We start from the raw sequence: 16,588 nt of genomic DNA on the forward strand, positions 1-16,588 counted from the left end.
GTCTCAACTCCCCTTCACGTGGCGCTTGTTGAGCGCCCACGGCGCGTGCGAACGGCCGCGGGAGCTGTCGTCGGTTCGAGTGGTCTCGGCTGCTTCCTCGCCACCGTCCCTGTCGGCCTTCCGCAGCTGCGCCCTGTCGTCGCGCGCGGAGCTGGTCAGGGCCTCGAAGAGGGCGCGGGCCTCGACCAGGGACTCACGCAGCTCCTCCGTGCCGGCCCGGTCGGCGCCGGCCCCGTTCGGGTGCGCGGCCAGGTGGACACGGCGGTAGCCGTTCACGTGGTGCGCGTGGTGCACGGAGAGCGCGGAGACCTGCTCCTCGTAACGGTCGCCCGCCGGGAAGCCGCGCGCGCCCGCCACCTCGCCGAGCAGCCGGTCCGCCTCTACGACGGCGTCGCGCGGCGAGTCGACGAACTGCTCCTGGATCGCGGTCCAGCGGACCGTGTAACGGTCCCGCGCCGCGGCGTCCAGCGGCTGCTCGCGGAGCGACCCGTGCCGCTGCACGCGCTCCTCAAGCTCGCGCTCGGCGGCCTGGGAGTCGCCGTCGTGCCGGGCGAGTACCCGGTCGTACTCGGGCCCGAAGCGCCGCTTCAGGCTCTGCCCGCCGCCCGCCCCGCGAGCCATCACGAGCCGAGCGATCACGGCGGCGACAACGGCCACCACGATCACGATCAGAACGATGATCACGCCTGTGGACATGGATTGCCTTCCGGGTTCTGGGCCCAGCGGGCCGCTTCCTCCTTCAGGTTGCCCGGACTTCGGCTACCAAACGGCCGTGGCCGGATCCACGTCATGAGGGTCCCCAAGTGGGCCCCGGGTCAGCTCACTTGCCGAGCCATGTCCGCCCGGCCGGTTTCACCACCGGCTCCACGCAGGGCCGCTCGGCATCGGAGCCGCACAGCTCGGAGTTCAGTTCCGTCACGAGCTGGGCGAGGTCGGTGGGCCGGTCCGGGCCCCACCAGTCGCCGAGGAGTTCGGCCAGGGACTCCTCCCGGGCCGCGGCCAGCTTCTCGGCCACCTCACGCCCCTCCTCGGTGAGAACGAGGTCGAGACCCTCCCGTACGCCGAGACGCCGCTCCTCCACCTGGCGTGCGGCCGCGATGACGATCTGCAGGGGCACCCCGCTGTGATCGGCGAGGGCGGCGGGCTCGGCCCAGCCGTAGCGCCTGATGCGCAGCAGCAGCCAACTCGCGGCGGGCAGCAGGTCGTACCCGGCGCGCGCGGTGATCTTCTCGTAGATGTGCCGCCGCCCCTCCCTGGTGCCCAGCACGGACAGGGCGCGGCACACCTCGTCGTACGAGGAGCGCTCGACGGGGTTGCTGGCGAGCGTCTGGGTGGCGTCGGGCGCCGTCACCGAGCCCCGCAGCCTGTCCTCGCGCAGGAACCAGGCGAGCACGAATCCGACGACGGCGACCGGGGCCGCGTACAGGAAGACGTCCGTGATGGAGACGGCGTACGCCTCGACGACGGGTGGCCGGAGCGCGGCCGGCAGTTCGCCGATGATCTTCGGGTCGGATTTGAGCGCGTCGGCACCCAGGCCCGCCGGCAGTTCCTGCCCGCGGAGCACGTCGGCGAGTTCGCCGCTCAGCCGGCTCGTGAACACCGAGCCGAAGATGGCCACGCCGAACGAGGCCCCGATGGACCGGAAGAAGGTGGCGCCCGAGGTCGCGACGCCCAGATCCTCGTACGAGACGGCGTTCTGCACGATCAGGACGAGGACCTGCATGACGAGACCGAGCCCGAGGCCGAAGACGAGGAAGTACACACTCATCTCGCCCGTGGAGCTGTCCACGTCGAGCCGGTGGAGGAGCAGCAGTCCCAGGGCCGTGACGGCGGTGCCCGCGATGGGGAACACCTTCCAGCGGCCCGTGCGGCTGACGATCTGCCCGGAGACCGTCGAGGAGACCAGCAGTCCGGCCACCATCGGCAGCATGTGCACGCCCGACATGGTGGGCGAGACACCCTGGACGACCTGGAGGAACGTCGGCAGGTACGTCATGGCGCCGAACATCGCGAAGCCGACGACGAAGCTGATGACCGCGGCGAGGGTGAAGGTGCGGATCCCGAACAGTTTCAGCGGGAGCACGGGTTCGGCGGCGCGGCGCTCGACGGCCACGAACAGCACGGCGAGTACGACGCCCAGGACCGCGAGGCCGATGATCTGCGGCGAACCCCAGCCCCAGGTGTTGCCGCCGAGGGAGGCGACGAGGACCAGGCAGGTGGCGACGGCCGCGATCAGGAACGTACCGAGGTAGTCGATCGTGTGGTGCCGGGAGCGGACCGGGATGTGCAGGACGGTGGCGATGACGGCGAGCGCGACGACCCCGACGGGAAGGTTGATGTAGAACACCCAGCGCCAGCTCAGGTGCTCGGTGAACAGCCCGCCGAGCAGGGGCCCCAGGACACTGGTCGCACCGAAGACCGCGCCGAACAGCCCCTGGTACTTGCCCCTTTCCCGGGGCGGGACGATGTCGCCGACGATCGCCATCGACAGCACGATGAGGCCGCCGCCGCCGAGGCCCTGGAGGGCGCGGAAGCCGATCAGCTGGGGCATGTTCTGCGCCATGCCGCACAGCGCCGAGCCGATCAGGAAGATCACGACGGCGAACTGGAACAGCTTCTTGCGTCCGTACTGGTCACCGAGCTTGCCCCAGAGCGGGGTGGCGGCCGTGGAGGCCAGCAGATACGCCGTGACGACCCACGACAGATGGTCGAGTCCGCCGAGATCGCTGACGATGGTCGGCAGCGCGGTCGACACGATGGTCTGGTCGAGCGCGGCGAGCAGCAGCCCCAGGAGCAGCGCTCCGATGGAGACGAGGACACCGCCCCGCATGTGCTCCGGAACGGCGGCGGCGCCCCGCGCGTGGTCCCCTCGACGACGGGGCTGAAGAACATCGGGAGGCACCGCAGGTACGCCCCGGTCACCCCCGCCGCCCCTGTCACCCCTGCCGCTTCGGCCGCCCTTGTCACCCCTGTCACCCCTGCCGTGCGCATCCTCGGCCATGTAGACCTCCCGGCCACGAGAATCCCGTTCCTCTTCCATCCTGGTCGGTGTGACCGGTTATGGCCTGTTGAATCCGGCCAGGAGTTCGGGATTCCGGGGGTAACCGGGAGATTGTGTGGAGGGGGTCTGCATAATCGCTGGAGTTCGCATGGGGAAGGATCTACGACGTGAGCGACCGGAGCGGTCATATATGCCCGGAATGCGGGGCACCCAGGGAGTCCGGGGGTTCCCCGACATGCGGCTGCGCCCGCAGAGCGGCGGACGAACTTTTGGAGACCCGGTCCGCCGAGACGGCAGCCGCGGAGGACTTCGACCCGCTGCGCATACGCCCCTACGTGGACCTGGAAGTGCACGCGGAGGGCTCCACCGCCGACCCCGGTAGTGGCGGGTCGCAGGCGCCGCCACCGGAGGCCCGCCAGGGACCCGACGACCGGGCAACCATCTCGATCCCTCTCCAGCGCACCCCGTCCGACGGTTTCACCGACACCCACGCCGACGATGGCGATGGCGACGGCGACGGCGACGGCGCTTACGACGCCCCCGCAGACCTCTCGGACATCCCCGAGAACACGGGTCGCCGGCGTCGTTTCATGCTCGTGGGTGCCGGTGCCACGGCCGTCGTGGTCGCGGCAGCCGGGTTCGCGAGCGGACTGTTCTCGTACGAGTCGCCGTCGCGCAACGGCGCGGCCCCGGACGACATACGCGCGAGCGTGCCGGACACGGCGGTGGACGAGCCGTCCCCGTCGGCCTCCGAGTCACCGTCGGCATCGGCATCCACCTCGTCGTCCGCGTCGGCCGACGAGAGCCCCACGCCCTCGGCCTCGGAATCGACGAGCGCCTCGGCCACTCCGTCCAGGACGTCCGCGACGACACGTGCGCCGTCGCCCGAGAACTCGGTCAGCACCGCCCCGTCGTCCGCCGACCCGACGGACAAGACGGACCCGGCGGTGCTGCGCCGCGGCGACGAGGGCCCCGAGGTCACCGAACTACAGCTCCGCCTCAAACAGTTGGCCCTCTACGTGGGCGACGCGGACGGCGACTACGACAACCGCACCGAGAACGCCGTCCGCAACTACCAGTTCACCCGAGGCATAGACGACGACCAGGGCGTCTACACCGAAGAAACCCGCTCCCGCCTGGAATCAGAAACAACAAAACCCTGACCCCACCTCCACCCCCACCCCCACCCCCAACAGGGGCGCGGGGAACGGCGCACTCTTTCGTCTTTCAGGGGCGCGGGGAACGGCGCAATCTTGCGCGCTTAGGGGCGCGGGGAACGGCGCAATCTTTGCGTTTCAGGGGCGCGGGGAACGACGCAATCTTTGCGTTTCAGGGGCGCGGGGAACGGCGCAACCTTGCGCCTCCCCACCCTCAGGGGCGCGGGGAACGGCGCACCCGATCCCCACCGACCCGCAACCGCACACCCCCACCCTCCAACCCCTCAACCCGAACCCCCCGAAGATCCCGAACAACCGCATCAGGCCGATGAAGACCGGCCCGAGCCCCAACCCCCACCACCCGCATCCCAGCGGAGCGCCCCGCCGAGATCCCCGCCCCCGAGTCCTCGAACACCACACACTCCTCAGGCGCGACCCCCAGCTCCGCCGCCCCCTTCAAGAACCCCTCGGGATCCGGTTTGCTCGCCCCCACGGACTCCGCGGTGATCCGCAGTTCGGGCAGCGCGAGCCCCGCCGCCCCCATCCGCGCCGCGGACAACCCCACATCCGCCGACGTGACGAGCGCGTGCGGCACCCCGAGCGCCCGCAAGGACGCCAGGAACTCCCCCGCCCCCTCGACCGCCACGACCCCGTCCATGTCGGCGGTCTCCTCGGCGAGCATGCGCGCGTTGTCGGCGTGGTTCTGCTCCATGGGCCGGCTCGGCAGCAGCACGGCCATCGACGCGTACCCCTGCCGCCCGTGGACGACCTTCATGACCTCGTCCCCGTCGAGCCCGTGCCGGTCGGCCCAGCGGCGCCAGACGCGCTCGACGACGGCGTCCGAGTTGACGAGGGTGCCGTCCATGTCCAGCAGCAGCGCGCGGGCGGTCAGCACGGTCGAGGCCGTCATCGGCATGCTCCAAAGCAGCGTGGAATCACGGCGCGGAGGGGGACCCCGCACGCCTCCGGGAGACAAGGTGGCCCCGCCCGCCGGTCAGGGAGTGCGAGCGGGGACCACTTTGTTCACCCACGGTACAAAACGAAACGGTGATCCCGCTACCCACCCCGCACACTCACTCCACCCCGCCCCGCGCCCACCCCACGCAAGTCCCGAACAACGCGGACAAGCCACCCCGAAACCCCATCGGACCCCATAGAGCGCCACCTGACCCCATAGATGGCCACCGGACTCCATAGATCCCCGGACTCCACAGCACCATCGGACCCCATAGAGCGCCATCGGATCACGCTGAACCTCGCCGGATCCCCGCGGACCCCACCGAATCCCGCCGAATCCCGCCCGAGGCCTTGTCGTGTCATGAACGCGTCACTAACTTCTCACCTGACGCACATCTCCCGGAAACCGGCCCCCGCGAGCATTCAGTCGCTCGCAGGTCAACTTCCCCCCACCCGTAGGGAGTTCGCATGCCGAAAGTCTACGCGCGTCGACGGCTGAGTCTAGTGGCCGCCTTCGCCGGTCTGATAGCCATGGTCGGGCTTTTCAACGGCCCGGCCGCCTCCGCCGCGCTGCCCACCCCGGTCAGCGCCGCCACCGCCCGCACCTACCTCGCCTCGCTCACCGTGGCGACCGAGGACCGCACCGGGTACGACCGCGACCTCTTCCCGCACTGGATCACCATCAGCGGCACCTGCAACACCCGCGAGACCGTGCTGAAGCGTGACGGCACGAACGTCGTGACCAGCTCCGCCTGCGCGGCCACCAGCGGCTCCTGGTACTCCGTCTACGACGGCGCCACCTGGACCGCCGCCTCCGACCTCGACATCGACCACCTCATCCCGCTGGCCGAGGCCTGGGACTCCGGCGCCGACAGCTGGACCACCGCACAGCGCCAGGCCTTCGCCAACGACCTGACCCGCCCGCAGCTCATCGCCGTCACGGACAACGTGAACCAGTCGAAGAGCGACCAGGACCCGGCCGAGTGGATGCCCTCCCGCACGGCCTACGCCTGCACCTACGTCCGCGCCTGGGTCCAGGTGAAGTACTACTACGACCTCTCCGTCGACTCCGCGGAGAAGAGCAAGCTCACCTCGGTCCTCAGCGGCTGCTGAGCACGGCGGCCGACCGGGCCCCGGGCCCGGATCTCACGTGCTCTCTCGCCGGAATCTCCCCACCGGCCTCCGTCGTTCCGTACCGTACGGGGCGACGGAGGAGGGTGATCACGTGGCGAGCCTGCGCCTGGGTCCATTGCTGAGGTACGTCGACGGCTCGTCCGCGACCGTCTGGGTCGAGGCGAGCCGTCCGGCCACCGCCGAGGTGCGCTGTGCGGACGGCGCGGGCGGTGAGTCCCGTACCTTCCAGGTGTCGGGCCACCACTACGCCCTGATCCCGGTCACCGGACTGGCACCGGGGACGACCACCTCGTACGAGGTGCTGTTCGACGGGGAGCGGGTCTGGCCCCTCCCCGACTCCCCCTTCCCGCCCTCGGCCATCCACGCCCCCGTGGACGACCACGAGACCGTGCGCGTCGCCTTCGGCTCCTGTCGCTGGGCATCACCGCCCGAGGGCGAGAAGGACCCGGTCGGTCCGGACGCCCTGGACACCCTCGCGGCCCGGATCGCCGCCGACCCGCAGGGCGAGCGCCCGGACGTCCTCCTGCTGCTGGGCGACCAGGTGTACGCGGACGAGGTCTCCAAGGCCACCCAGCACTGGTTGCAGGCCCGCCGCGGCCTGGACCAGCCGCCCGGCGCCGAGGTCGCGGACTACGAGGAGTACACCCACCTCTACTACGAATCGTGGCTCGACCCCGAGGTCCGCTGGCTGCTCTCCACCGTGCCCAGCTGCATGATCTTCGACGACCACGACGTCATCGACGACTGGAACACCAGCGAGGCCTGGGTCTCCGACATGCGGGACACCCCCTGGTGGCGTGAGCGCGTGCTCAGCGGCCTGATGTCGTACTGGGTCCACCAGCACCTCGGCAACCTCTCCCCCGACCGCCTCGCCGAGGACCCCCTGTACGAGGAGGTCCGCGCCACGCCCGACGGCACGGACGCCCTGCGCGCCTTCGCCGCCCGGGCCGACACCGACCCGGCCTCGGTCCGCTGGAGCTACCGCCGCGACTTCGGCCGCACCCGTCTCGTGATGGTCGACAGCCGCGCCGCCCGCGTCCTCGACGAGCAGAACCGCTCGATGCTCGACACGGCGGAGTGGGAGTGGCTGCGCGAACAGATACGGGACGGTCACGTACTGGACGAGCAGGCACCCGGGGGCACCGGCGCCTACGACCACCTGCTCATCGGCACCTCCCTGCCCTGGCTGCTCCCCCACCTCGTACACGACGCGGAGGCGTGGAACGCCGCGATGTGCCGGGGCGAACGGGGTGAGCGCTGGGCGCGGCGCGGGGAGAATCTGCGGCGGGCGGCCGACCTGGAGCACTGGGCCGCGTTCCCGTCGTCCTTCGACAAGCTGGCCGGGCTGATCGCCGAGGCGGGTTCGGGGCCCCAGGCGCCCGCGACGGTCTGCGTGCTGTCCGGGGACGTACACCACGCGTACATCGCCGAGCCGGTCTGGCGGGAGGGTCTGCGGGGCCCCGACGCCCGCGTGGTCCAGCTGACCTGCTCCCCCGTCCACAACTCCATCCCGCCGTACATCAAGGTCGGCTTCCGCTTCGGCTGGAGCGGGGTGGGCCGGGCGCTCGGCCGGCGGTTCGCCCGGCACGGCAGGGTCACGGCCCCGCCGGTGGACTGGCGGAAGACCGGCGGGCCCTGGTTCGGCAACCAGCTGATGACGCTGACTCTGAGCGGGCGCTCGGCTCGGCTGCGGCTCGATCACGCGCGTGCGGAGCGGGGTGGCGGGGCGCGGTTGCGGACGATCATGGAGTCCGTCCTCAGCTGAGCGCTCCGCCGGGGGTGGTTGTGCGTGTGCCGGCCGGTGGGGCTGTGCGCGTAATTCCCCGCCCCCCTACGGGGCGCCGCACCTGGCCTCGTACGCCTATTGCGCGTGTTGCCCGTGATGTTGGTGCTTGGTCCCGTGAGGCATGCCACAACCAGTACCGTTGATCCGCTTCAGGGGTCGGTTCCCGTGGTGTGCGACGGCATGATGATGCGGACCGTCCGCTTCCACCGGGGCGGTGAGCCGCGTATGCCCCATCTGTCCGGGAGTCACACCCTTGTCTGCAGCGACCGCGGAGCCGACGGAACCGATGGAACCGACGAGGACCACCGGGTCCACGGAACCGAGAGATCACGTCTCCGTGGCGGTGGTCGGCGCCGGACCGCGCGGCACCAGCGTGCTGGAACGCCTCTGCGCCTCCGCACCCGAACTCCTCACGCCCGGCACGCGTCTGACGGTCCACGTCGTCGATCCGTCACCGCCGGGCCCGGGCCTCGTCTGGCGCACCGCCCAGCCGGCCGAGCTGCTGATGAACACCGTGGCCTCGCAGGTCACCCTCTTCACCGACGACAGCGTGGACTGCTCGGGCCCGATACGCCCCGGCCCCGGACTGCACGCCTGGGCGAGCGGGCAAGCGGTCGGACGGCTGGGGCCGGACGACTACCCGACCCGCGCCCAGTACGGCCAGTACCTGGAGTGGGTCTTCGGCGAGGTGGTCCGCGGGGCGCCGCCCGCGCTGCGGATCGAGACGCACCGGGCGCGCGCGACCCGCCTCGACGGCACGGCCGACGGCCTGCAGACCCTCGTACTCGACAACGGCCGTGCCCTGACGGACCTGGCGGCCGTGGTCCTCGCCCAGGGCCATCTGCCCGCCGTGGCGGACCAGGCGCAGGAGCGGCTGTCCGCGCACGCCGAGCGGCACGGACTGCGTCATGTCCCGCCCGCCAACCCGGCGGACCTCGACCTCTCCCGCGTCGCCCCCGGCGAGACCGTCCTGCTGCGCGGCCTGGGCCTCAACTTCTTCGACCACATGGCCCTGTTGACGACGGGCCGCGGCGGCCGTTTCGTGCGCACCCCGGCCGGTACGCGCTACCTCCCCTCGGGCCGCGAGCCCCGTCTGGCGGCCGGCTCCCGGCGCGGCATCCCGTACCAGGCGCGCGGCGACAACGCGAAGGGCCCGTACGGCCGTCACCTCCCGCTCGTGCTCACCCCGGAGGCCGTCGCCGCCTTCCGCAAGCGCGCGGACTCGGGCGAAGCCCCCGACTTCCTGACGGAGATATGGCCGTTGGTGGCCAAGGAGGTCGAAACGGTCTACTACGAGACCCTGTTGACCCGCGTCGCCGCCGATACCCCGGGTGCTCCGGGCGCTCCGGGCGCTCCGGGCGCTCCGGGCGCTCCGGGCGCTCCGGCGGTACGCGACTTCCGTGAGCGTTTCCTCGCCGTGCCGCACCGGGACCCCCAAGAGGCCGAGGTGCTCGCGGAGTTCGGGATCCCCGAAGCCGACCACTGGTCCTGGGACCGCGTCTCACGCCCCCACGGCGGACGGGTCTTCACCGGCCCCCGCGACTTCCGGGGCTGGCTGCTGGCCCATCTGCGCGAGGACGCCGAACAGGCCGCGCTCGGCAATGTCGACGGCCCGCTCAAGGCGGCTCTCGACGTGCTGCGCGACCTGCGCAACGAGTTGCGGCAGATCGTCGACCACGGCGGCCTCGCGGGTCCCTCGCGCCGGGAGCACCTGGACCGCTGGTACACCCCGCTCAACGCGTTCCTGTCCATCGGCCCGCCCCGGCGCCGCATCGAGGAGATGGCGGCGCTCATCGAGGCGGGCGTGCTGGAGGTGATCGGCCCGCGCCTTGAGGTGCGGGCCGAGGACGGGGCGTGGGTGGCGCACTCCCCCGACGTGCCCGGTTCGGCCGTGTCGGCGACCACGCTCGTCGAGGCCCGGCTGCCCGAGCCGGACCTGCGGCGCACCGCCGACGCGCTGCTCGCCCGGTTGCTGAAGACGGGCCAGTGCCGCCCGCACACCGTGGACGGTTACGAGACCGGAGGGCTGGACGTCACACAGCGCCCCTATCACCTGATCGACCGTCAAGGGCGCCCGCACAGGCGCCGGTTCGCGATCGGCGTGCCCACGGAGGGGGTGCACTGGGTGACCGCCGCCGGGGCCCGTCCGGGGGTGGACTCGGTCACGTTGTCGGACGCCGACGCGGTGGCGCGGGCCGTGCTGCGAACGGCTGCCGCCGAGGTCGGACGGGACGCGAGGGCGAACGCGGACCCCGTATCGACACCCGTATCGACGGAAAAACCATGGCCCAAAGTTGAACTTGCAAGCATTGAATAGGCAGACCTAACGTAGAGCACTCACTCGGTTACGTCCTGCACGGACCGTACCGACACCGAAGGAGTCACCCCACATGACCGGACGCCTCAACAGCGCCCAGCCATACGCCGTCGGCCTGTTCCGCATCGTCGTCGGCCTGCTCTTCGCCTGCCACGGCGCCGTCGCGCTGCTCGGTGTTCTCGGCGGCCTGGACGGCAAGGGCGCCACCGTCGGGACCGGCGCCTGGCCCAACTGGTACGCGGCCGTCATCGAACTCGTCGGCGGCACTCTGGTCCTGCTCGGCCTCGGCACCCGTATCGCCGCGTTCATCGCCTCGGGCGCGATGGCCTACGCGTACTTCAAGGTCCACCAGCCCGAGGCGCTGTGGCCGATCGAGAACAGCGGTGAGGGCGCGGCCATGTACTGCTGGTCGATGCTCCTGCTCGTCTTCACCGGCTCGGGCGCGTTCGGCCTGGACCGGCTGATCCCCGGCCGTTCGTCCACGGCGAGCGGGGAGAACCGTCCCTCGGAGCCCGTCGCGGCCTGACGCGGGCCTCCGTGCCCTTCGCGACGACAGCGGCACGGCTTCAGCCGGCCCACCCGAAGGGCACGTTGAAGCACGCCGGCCGGGCGCCCGTGCCGCCCGGCTCGGCGTGCAGCACGACGGAGCCGGCCTCACCGCGCCGGAAGTTCCAGTCGCGACGCGCACGCGCCCCGCCCCCGCCGCGGCCGGACCGGCGCCGCACGGATCCCGGTGCACATGGACCCCGTACGCGTGCCCCGCCCTTTCCGTTGGTACGGGACGTCCGGGCGGCCCGCCCCAGGGGTGTGGCAGCCGGGTGAACATGGTGTGGCGAACACACGAGCCCCCTGTGGATCTCCTGTCGCACCCGAGGCGTACGCTGTATGGCTGTCACAGGCCGCTCCTGCCGCTCCCCCGCGACACACCGCGGCACACGGCACGGTTCGGGCCTACGGGGGAGACACAGGGGAGTTTCGGTGCTTGAGAGTGTGGGGTCGCTGTCCGGCACCCCTTGGATCTACAGCCAATGGATCTATGCCGTAGTGGCGCTGTCGGTCCTGTTCGACGTCTTTCTGCCGGTGCTGCCGAGCGGCGTACTGGTCATCACGGCGGCGACGGCTGCCGCGGCGGGCACCGGAGCGGCGGTGCGGCACGTGCCGGACATCCTCTCGCTGATTCTCTGCGCCGCGACCGCGTCGGTCCTCGGCGACCTGGTGGCGTACCGGCTGGCCTGGCGAGGCGGTGAACGGCTCGACCGTGCCATCGCCCGCTCCCGACGCCTGAGAGGGGCGCAGGAACGTCTCGGCGCGGCTCTCGCCCGCGGCGGCGGCACGCTGGTCGTGCTCGCCCGCTTCGCCCCCGCGGGACGCTCGCTGGTCTCCCTGGGCGCGGGGGCCGCACACCGGCGCGTACGCGAGTTCCTGCCCTGGTCGATCCTCGCGGGCCTCGCGTGGGCCGCGTACAGCGTCGCCCTCGGCTACTTCGGCGGCCAGTGGCTGGGCGCGACGTGGTTCGCCTCGGGCATCTCGCTGGTCGCGCTCTTCGGGGCGGGCGCGGGGGCGGCGTATCTGATGCGACGCCCGTCACCGGCGCCGGTATCCGCACTCGTACCCGCACTCGTATCCGCGCCCCTACCCGCGCCCGTACCCGCGCCCCTACCGGAGACGGGCCCGAGCGCCTGAGACCGGGGCAGAGCCGCCGCTACGACGTGCGGGCGGCCTGGCCTCGCACCTCCAACCCGGCCAGCAACTCGGCCGTGGCCTCCGCGACCGCGTCGACGGCGCGTTCGAAGACCTCGCGGTTGTGGGCGGCCGGGGCGCGGAAGCCCGAGATCTTGCGGACGTACCGAAGAGCGGCGGCGCGGATGTCCTCCTCCGTGGCCTCTTCGGGCAGGACGGGCGGTCGGAGAGTCTTGATGCTGCGGCACATGCGTCCAGTCTCGCGCGCGGCACTGACATCGCGAGCGTTCGAGTGAAGTCCCCCTGCGAAGTCCCCCAAAGAACTCGCATCGCAAAATCGAACAGACGTACCATTGCCGGGTGGCTGCGACCTACGACTTCCCAAGCGACCTCCTGGCCGGTCAGGAGGAGCTGCATCAGGTCCGGGCCGAACTTCTGGCCCTGCTGAAGCGGCTCCCCTGGTCGGTCGAGCCCCTGGACGGCTTCAGCGACGACCACGGCTGGCGCAAGGTGGAACGCCCCGCCTCCCCGGGCTGGACCCCCGACGAACAGGCTGAGGTGGAAAAGCTCCGGCAGCGCGAAAGGGAACTGGCGGTCTTCGTGACCTGCCACCGCTTCTGGTCGGAGGTAGCGCCCACGGAGAAGGTGGCCGCCCGAATGAGCGTCAAGCACACACGAGAAACGGAGGACCGGGGCCCGTCGTAGCCGAGCTGCTTCAGCTGATCCTCCCCATCCGCCGTCCGGCCGGAAGCCGTAGCACACCCCACCCCGAGCCCGTCCGGCCCGAGGGTCGGGGCATAACCCACCCCAGCCCGTCCGACCCGGAAGTAGGGGCGCGGCCCCACTCCCAGGGGCGCGGGGAACTGCGCAACGAGCCCTCACCGAACCCGCACACGAAGCACCCCGCCCGCCCCCTCGCCCGAGCGGAACCGCACCCCGGTCAGGGCGCCCCGACCGGCCCGCACGGAACAGAACAGAACGGAACCGGTCGCTCAGGCGCCGGCCCCCCGCTCCTCCCGAATCTGCGAGACCACCTCGGCGACAGTCGCCCGCACGGCCTCCAGCTCGGTAAGGAAGTGCCAGTAATCCGGATGCCGCCCCTCCAACGACCCGATCGCCCGCTCCAGCCGAGCCACCGAGTCGTCGAGCGGACGCGCCTGCCGAGGATCGGGCGTGTTGCGTCCGGCCATGGCGAGCCGCTGCGCGTCCCGGATCGCGAACCGCGTCCGCTCGATCTCCCGCTGCGGGTCCTTCGACACCTCGTTCAGCCGCCGCAGCCGGTCCCCGGCCGCGGACACCGCCTCATCGGTCGTGTTCAGCAGGGCGCGCACGGTGGACAGCAGGGCCGTCGCGTCGGCCCAGCGCTGCTCCTCGCGAGCGGTCCGCGCCTCCGCCAGCCTCACCTCGGCCTGCCGGACGGCCTCCGCCGACTGGTCCGGCACATGCTGGAGGTCCTGCCAGCACTCGGCCACGAACCGCCGCCGCAACTCGCTGAGCACCGGATTCACCTGCCCGGACCGCGTGGTGAGCGCCTGCGCGCGCGTACGCAGCGACACGAGACGGCGGTCGATCTCGGTGGCCCGCTCCGGCAGCCGCTCGGCTTCCGCGCGCACGGCGCCGGCGTCCCGGGCGACCCGGTCGGCCCGCTCCAGCGTCTCCGGCACGCCGTGCTGCCCGGCGCCCTGGTTGAGCTTGGTCAGCTCGGGGGCGAGCGCGGCGAGACGGGCGGCCAGGTCGTCGGCCTTGAGGCCGCTGCCCCGCACCGCGTCCAGGGCGTTCGACGCGGCGAGCAGGGACTGCCGCGCCCGCTCGACGGCGGGTGCGAGCCGGGCGAGCTGCGTCTCGGCCTTGCCGAGGAGCGGCCCAAGCCCCTGTTCGAAACGATCCAGCTCCTGCTTGACCCGGCCCAGCTCGTCCTTCGCCCTGGTCAGCTCCGTACGCGCATGGGCGGCGACAGAGGCTTCCAGGTCGTCCCGGTCGAGATCGTGGGCGTCCACGGCGTCGATGTACGTATGGCTGACCTCGTCGATGCGCCGGCCGAGCGCCTCGAAGTCGGCGACCGCGCGCCGGGCGGGCGGAGTGTCGTCGACGGCGGTGATGGTCTCGATCGAGATCCGCAGATCACGCTGCGCCGTGTCGAGTTCGTAGAACGCGGCCGCCGCGGCGTCCTTGGCGGCCTGCGCCTCGGCTCGCTGGCTCTCGGAACGCCCACCGAACCACCGCCGGGTGCCCCCGCCGGCGAAGGCGGCGGGCAGTACGAGCGCGACCAGCGGAAGCGGCAGCAGAACAAGCCCCAACAGATCACGCCCGGCGCTGCTCCCCCGACGCGTCCCGGCCGCCCCGCTCGCCCTCGTGGACCCGAACCCGGCACGGAACCGAGGCACTTCACGGGACCGAGGTACTGCACGGACCCGAGGTACTTGCTGTGCGCACGGCACAGACGGCGTGTACGGCTGTGAAGGTGTCGCCGGTGTCGCCGTCACTTCCCTCTCCCGCGCTGAAATCCGTCCTGCCCCGGTGGTGGCCCCGCTCCATTCTCCCACCAGGTAAGGACGAACACACGGGCCGGTTAGTTCGCGGTACGCACCGTGACTTTCCCGTCCTGGGTGTGGGCGGACACCACATGGGAGCTGCTCCTGTCACGCGGCACCGACACGTCCACGGACCCGTCCTGGGCGCCGGTCGTGACCCGGTACTTGGCGTGCGGCAGCCCGATGGTCAGCGAACCGTCCTGCCCACGCGCCGAGACCCGGTCCGGGACGGAGGCGAATTCGAGACGGGTGGAGCCGTCCTGGGTGTTCACCTCCACACGCCGGGAGTCGATACCGGAGGCATGCACAGACCCGTCCTCGGTACGCAGCGTCAGGCGCCCGGACACATCCTCGACCCGCACGGACCCGTCCGCGGCCCGTATGTCGAGGGCTTCCTCGAACCCGGTGGCCCGCACACTCCCGTCCTGGTCCTTCACCGTGAGGGCGACTCCGCGGGGCACCACGATCCGGTGCTTGGCCGAGCAGTCGGCGACCACCCCGGAGCAGTGCACCCGGAGCTTGAGGGTGTCGTCCTTCTTCATGCTCCAGGTGATCTCGGGGTCGCTCCCGAGCGCGACACTGGCCTTGAACCACCGGGTGACCTGGACCTCGTCCACGTCCCCCACGACCAGTTCCAGCGCCGAGTCGTCGGAGTCGACGGTGAGGGTCCGGCCCTCGATCGCGAACGACCGCGTCTCGGGATCCGTGTCCTCATCCGCGCTGTTCCCACACCCCGAGGCAAGTAGCCCCACGGCGACCACCCCCACGCCGACGACGGCCAGGCTCCGTCGACGCCTACGCACACCCCTGCCCGCACTCGCACTCGTACTCGTACTCGAAGAAGGCTGACGACCACTCATAACGGGACTCCCCCAGATTCGAACGCCCGAGGCCCCACCTGCGCCCCGAACACCTCGACCGTACGGACCCGTCCCCCGCCGCGGGATCCGGACCACTCCCGGATCCGGGGTGGGGAAAACCCCCGCATCCCCCGGAGCCGTCCAAGCCCTCGGAACGGGTTTGCGGGGCACCACCCCGGGCAATGTAGGCTGTCGACTCGTCCCGGGCGCGTAGCTCAGTGGTAGAGCGCCGCCCTTACAAGGCGGATGTCGGCGGTTCGAAACCGTCCGCGCCCACCAGGTCCAGGACACAGACAAGGCCCAGGTCAACCGGTGTGATGCCGGATGCCTGGGCCTTGATCGTTGTTGGCGTGCGGAGCGCCCCGCACGGACGAGTGAGCCATCCGATGCATCAGCTCACGAGTGGCGGGCCCCGACGAAGACAAGCCCGGTCCGGCCGGCACCCGCGTACTCGGGGAGTTGATGAGCCAGCTCCTCGCCGAGCGAGGCCGGGAACGCAAGCCGAGCGCTTGCGGCCCGGGGCGTCAAGGTCGTTCGGACAGTGGCGCACTCCACCCACACACCCTGAACCACGCCCGCTCCACGGTGTGTGGGTCGAAGGCGGACGGGATGGGAGCTGGGGTGAGTGGTGGGTAGCGGTGCGGCGTCAGCTATACGGTTCAAGACATTCAGGGCGGTAGGCCCCGGGCTCGGCTTCAGAGTGTGGAGATCACAGAGTGAGTTACCCGTACGAACTGGGCGGAGAGACTCTGTGGGACGCGGGTTACCACAGCGGACTGCTGTACCTCTCCCTTGCGCGGGGCGCGGCGGAGTTCCTGGAGCTACCGACCGGCCTGACACCGGCCCCTCAGGGCAGCTGTGACATAGAGCTGCCGACGTTCCGGGCCTTCGTGCAGGGTCTGTACGGCACGTACTCCTCGGCCGGGAATCCGGTGCTGCGCGGTCTGACGCGCGACCTACTGATCACCTCGCTCGTCCTCCTGGAACACGCGGAGGCCCCGATCACGCTGAAGCCCGAGCACGAGGAGGATCTCAGGGAGGGGAGGATGGTCTTCACGCGTTCCATGGGGCAGGGCAGGGGCTAGAGCTACGGAGCAGAAGGCTGCCGTGCCCCTGTCGTGCCCGATCGTCCGGGAACTGACGGGGAACCACGGTGTTTGACGGA

At 71.2% G+C, this 16,588-nt stretch carries 14 protein-coding genes and 1 tRNA gene; 9 read left to right on the forward strand and 6 right to left on the reverse strand.

Annotation, left to right across the window (positions count from 1 at the left end; all coding sequences use genetic code 11):
• Positions 1 to 3 precede the first annotated feature (3 nt).
• The gene (locus ACIOKD_RS31280; RefSeq protein WP_402090653.1) at positions 4 to 696 is read right to left on the reverse strand and encodes a hypothetical protein; all 693 of its coding nucleotides are present in this window, start codon (positions 694 to 696) and stop codon (positions 4 to 6) included.
• Between the two features lie 124 nt (positions 697 to 820).
• Positions 821 to 3,001 carry a DHA2 family efflux MFS transporter permease subunit gene (locus tag ACIOKD_RS31285; protein WP_402090655.1) on the reverse strand — a complete coding sequence of 727 codons (2,181 nt, stop codon included), beginning with the start codon at positions 2,999 to 3,001 and terminating at the stop codon, positions 821 to 823.
• 269 nt (positions 3,002 to 3,270) lie between these two features.
• Between ACIOKD_RS31285 and ACIOKD_RS31290 the strand changes: the two genes are divergently transcribed.
• Complete coding sequence (locus ACIOKD_RS31290; protein WP_402090657.1) at positions 3,271 to 4,164, forward strand: peptidoglycan-binding protein; 894 nt, start codon at positions 3,271 to 3,273, stop codon at positions 4,162 to 4,164.
• A 208-nt stretch (positions 4,165 to 4,372) separates the two neighbouring features.
• On the opposite strand, the gene ACIOKD_RS31295 is transcribed toward ACIOKD_RS31290, so the two are convergent.
• Positions 4,373 to 5,074, reverse strand: a complete 702-nt coding sequence (locus ACIOKD_RS31295; RefSeq protein WP_402090659.1) for an HAD family hydrolase — start codon at positions 5,072 to 5,074, stop codon at positions 4,373 to 4,375.
• A gap of 509 nt (positions 5,075 to 5,583) precedes the next feature.
• Between ACIOKD_RS31295 and ACIOKD_RS31300 the strand changes: the two genes are divergently transcribed.
• The 5 genes from ACIOKD_RS31300 (at position 5,584) to ACIOKD_RS31320 (ending at position 12,035) form a co-directional block, all read left to right on the forward strand.
• Positions 5,584 to 6,228: an HNH endonuclease family protein gene (locus ACIOKD_RS31300; RefSeq protein WP_402090661.1), complete on the forward strand. Its 645-nt coding sequence runs from the start codon at positions 5,584 to 5,586 to the stop codon at positions 6,226 to 6,228.
• A 112-nt stretch (positions 6,229 to 6,340) separates the two neighbouring features.
• Positions 6,341 to 8,014 (forward strand): alkaline phosphatase D family protein, encoded by a 1,674-nt coding sequence (locus tag ACIOKD_RS31305; protein ID WP_402090663.1) that lies wholly within the window; start codon positions 6,341 to 6,343, stop codon positions 8,012 to 8,014.
• A gap of 307 nt (positions 8,015 to 8,321) precedes the next feature.
• Positions 8,322 to 10,352, forward strand: coding sequence for an FAD/NAD(P)-binding protein (locus tag ACIOKD_RS31310; RefSeq protein WP_402090861.1), 2,031 nt, complete (start codon positions 8,322 to 8,324; stop codon positions 10,350 to 10,352).
• A 73-nt stretch (positions 10,353 to 10,425) separates the two neighbouring features.
• Entirely contained in the window at positions 10,426 to 10,878 is a 453-nt protein-coding gene (locus ACIOKD_RS31315) for a DoxX family protein (protein WP_402090665.1), read from the forward strand.
• A 452-nt stretch (positions 10,879 to 11,330) separates the two neighbouring features.
• Positions 11,331 to 12,035, forward strand: coding sequence for a DedA family protein (locus ACIOKD_RS31320; RefSeq protein ID WP_402090667.1), 705 nt, complete (start codon positions 11,331 to 11,333; stop codon positions 12,033 to 12,035).
• Positions 12,036 to 12,054: 19 nt separating this feature from the next.
• Here the strand turns inward: ACIOKD_RS31320 and ACIOKD_RS31325 are convergent, their stop codons facing one another.
• Positions 12,055 to 12,282, reverse strand: a complete 228-nt coding sequence (locus ACIOKD_RS31325) for a DUF2277 domain-containing protein (RefSeq protein ID WP_402090669.1) — start codon at positions 12,280 to 12,282, stop codon at positions 12,055 to 12,057.
• Positions 12,283 to 12,392: 110 nt separating this feature from the next.
• Between ACIOKD_RS31325 and ACIOKD_RS31330 the strand changes: the two genes are divergently transcribed.
• On the forward strand, positions 12,393 to 12,737 hold the full coding sequence (locus ACIOKD_RS31330; protein WP_402090671.1) for a hypothetical protein: 345 nt from the start codon (positions 12,393 to 12,395) through the stop codon (positions 12,735 to 12,737).
• A gap of 287 nt (positions 12,738 to 13,024) precedes the next feature.
• Here the strand turns inward: ACIOKD_RS31330 and ACIOKD_RS31335 are convergent, their stop codons facing one another.
• Positions 13,025 to 14,536, reverse strand: coding sequence for a hypothetical protein (locus ACIOKD_RS31335; protein ID WP_402090863.1), 1,512 nt, complete (start codon positions 14,534 to 14,536; stop codon positions 13,025 to 13,027).
• Positions 14,537 to 14,601: 65 nt separating this feature from the next.
• The gene (locus ACIOKD_RS31340) at positions 14,602 to 15,315 is read right to left on the reverse strand and encodes a DUF4097 family beta strand repeat-containing protein (RefSeq protein ID WP_402090672.1); all 714 of its coding nucleotides are present in this window, start codon (positions 15,313 to 15,315) and stop codon (positions 14,602 to 14,604) included.
• Positions 15,316 to 15,627: 312 nt separating this feature from the next.
• On the opposite strand from ACIOKD_RS31340, the gene ACIOKD_RS31345 reads away from it, so the two are divergent.
• Together ACIOKD_RS31345 and ACIOKD_RS31350 are read left to right on the forward strand one after the other, a co-directional pair.
• Positions 15,628 to 15,702 (forward strand) — tRNA-Val (locus ACIOKD_RS31345).
• 437 nt (positions 15,703 to 16,139) lie between these two features.
• Positions 16,140 to 16,508, forward strand: coding sequence for a DUF6086 family protein (locus tag ACIOKD_RS31350; protein WP_402090675.1), 369 nt, complete (start codon positions 16,140 to 16,142; stop codon positions 16,506 to 16,508).
• Positions 16,509 to 16,588 lie beyond the last annotated feature (80 nt).

The sequence above is a fragment of the Streptomyces sp. NPDC087844 genome, from assembly GCF_044742785.1.
Taxonomy (GTDB): Bacteria; Actinomycetota; Actinomycetes; order Streptomycetales; family Streptomycetaceae; genus Streptomyces.

Bases quoted from the DNA above. Each gene is read 5' to 3' on its own strand.
- ACIOKD_RS31295 (WP_402090659.1), bottom strand. From the start codon at position 5,074: ATGCCGATGACGGCCTCGACCGTGCTGACCGCCCGCGCGCTGCTGCTG.
- ACIOKD_RS31310 (WP_402090861.1), top strand. From the start codon at position 8,322: ATGGAACCGACGAGGACCACCGGGTCCACGGAACCGAGAGATCACGTC.
- ACIOKD_RS31300 (WP_402090661.1), top strand. From the start codon at position 5,584: ATGCCGAAAGTCTACGCGCGTCGACGGCTGAGTCTAGTGGCCGCCTTC.
- ACIOKD_RS31315 (WP_402090665.1), top strand. From the start codon at position 10,426: ATGACCGGACGCCTCAACAGCGCCCAGCCATACGCCGTCGGCCTGTTC.
- ACIOKD_RS31285 (WP_402090655.1), bottom strand. From the start codon at position 3,001: ATGGCCGAGGATGCGCACGGCAGGGGTGACAGGGGTGACAAGGGCGGC.
- ACIOKD_RS31325 (WP_402090669.1), bottom strand. From the start codon at position 12,282: ATGTGCCGCAGCATCAAGACTCTCCGACCGCCCGTCCTGCCCGAAGAG.
- ACIOKD_RS31280 (WP_402090653.1), bottom strand. From the start codon at position 696: ATGTCCACAGGCGTGATCATCGTTCTGATCGTGATCGTGGTGGCCGTT.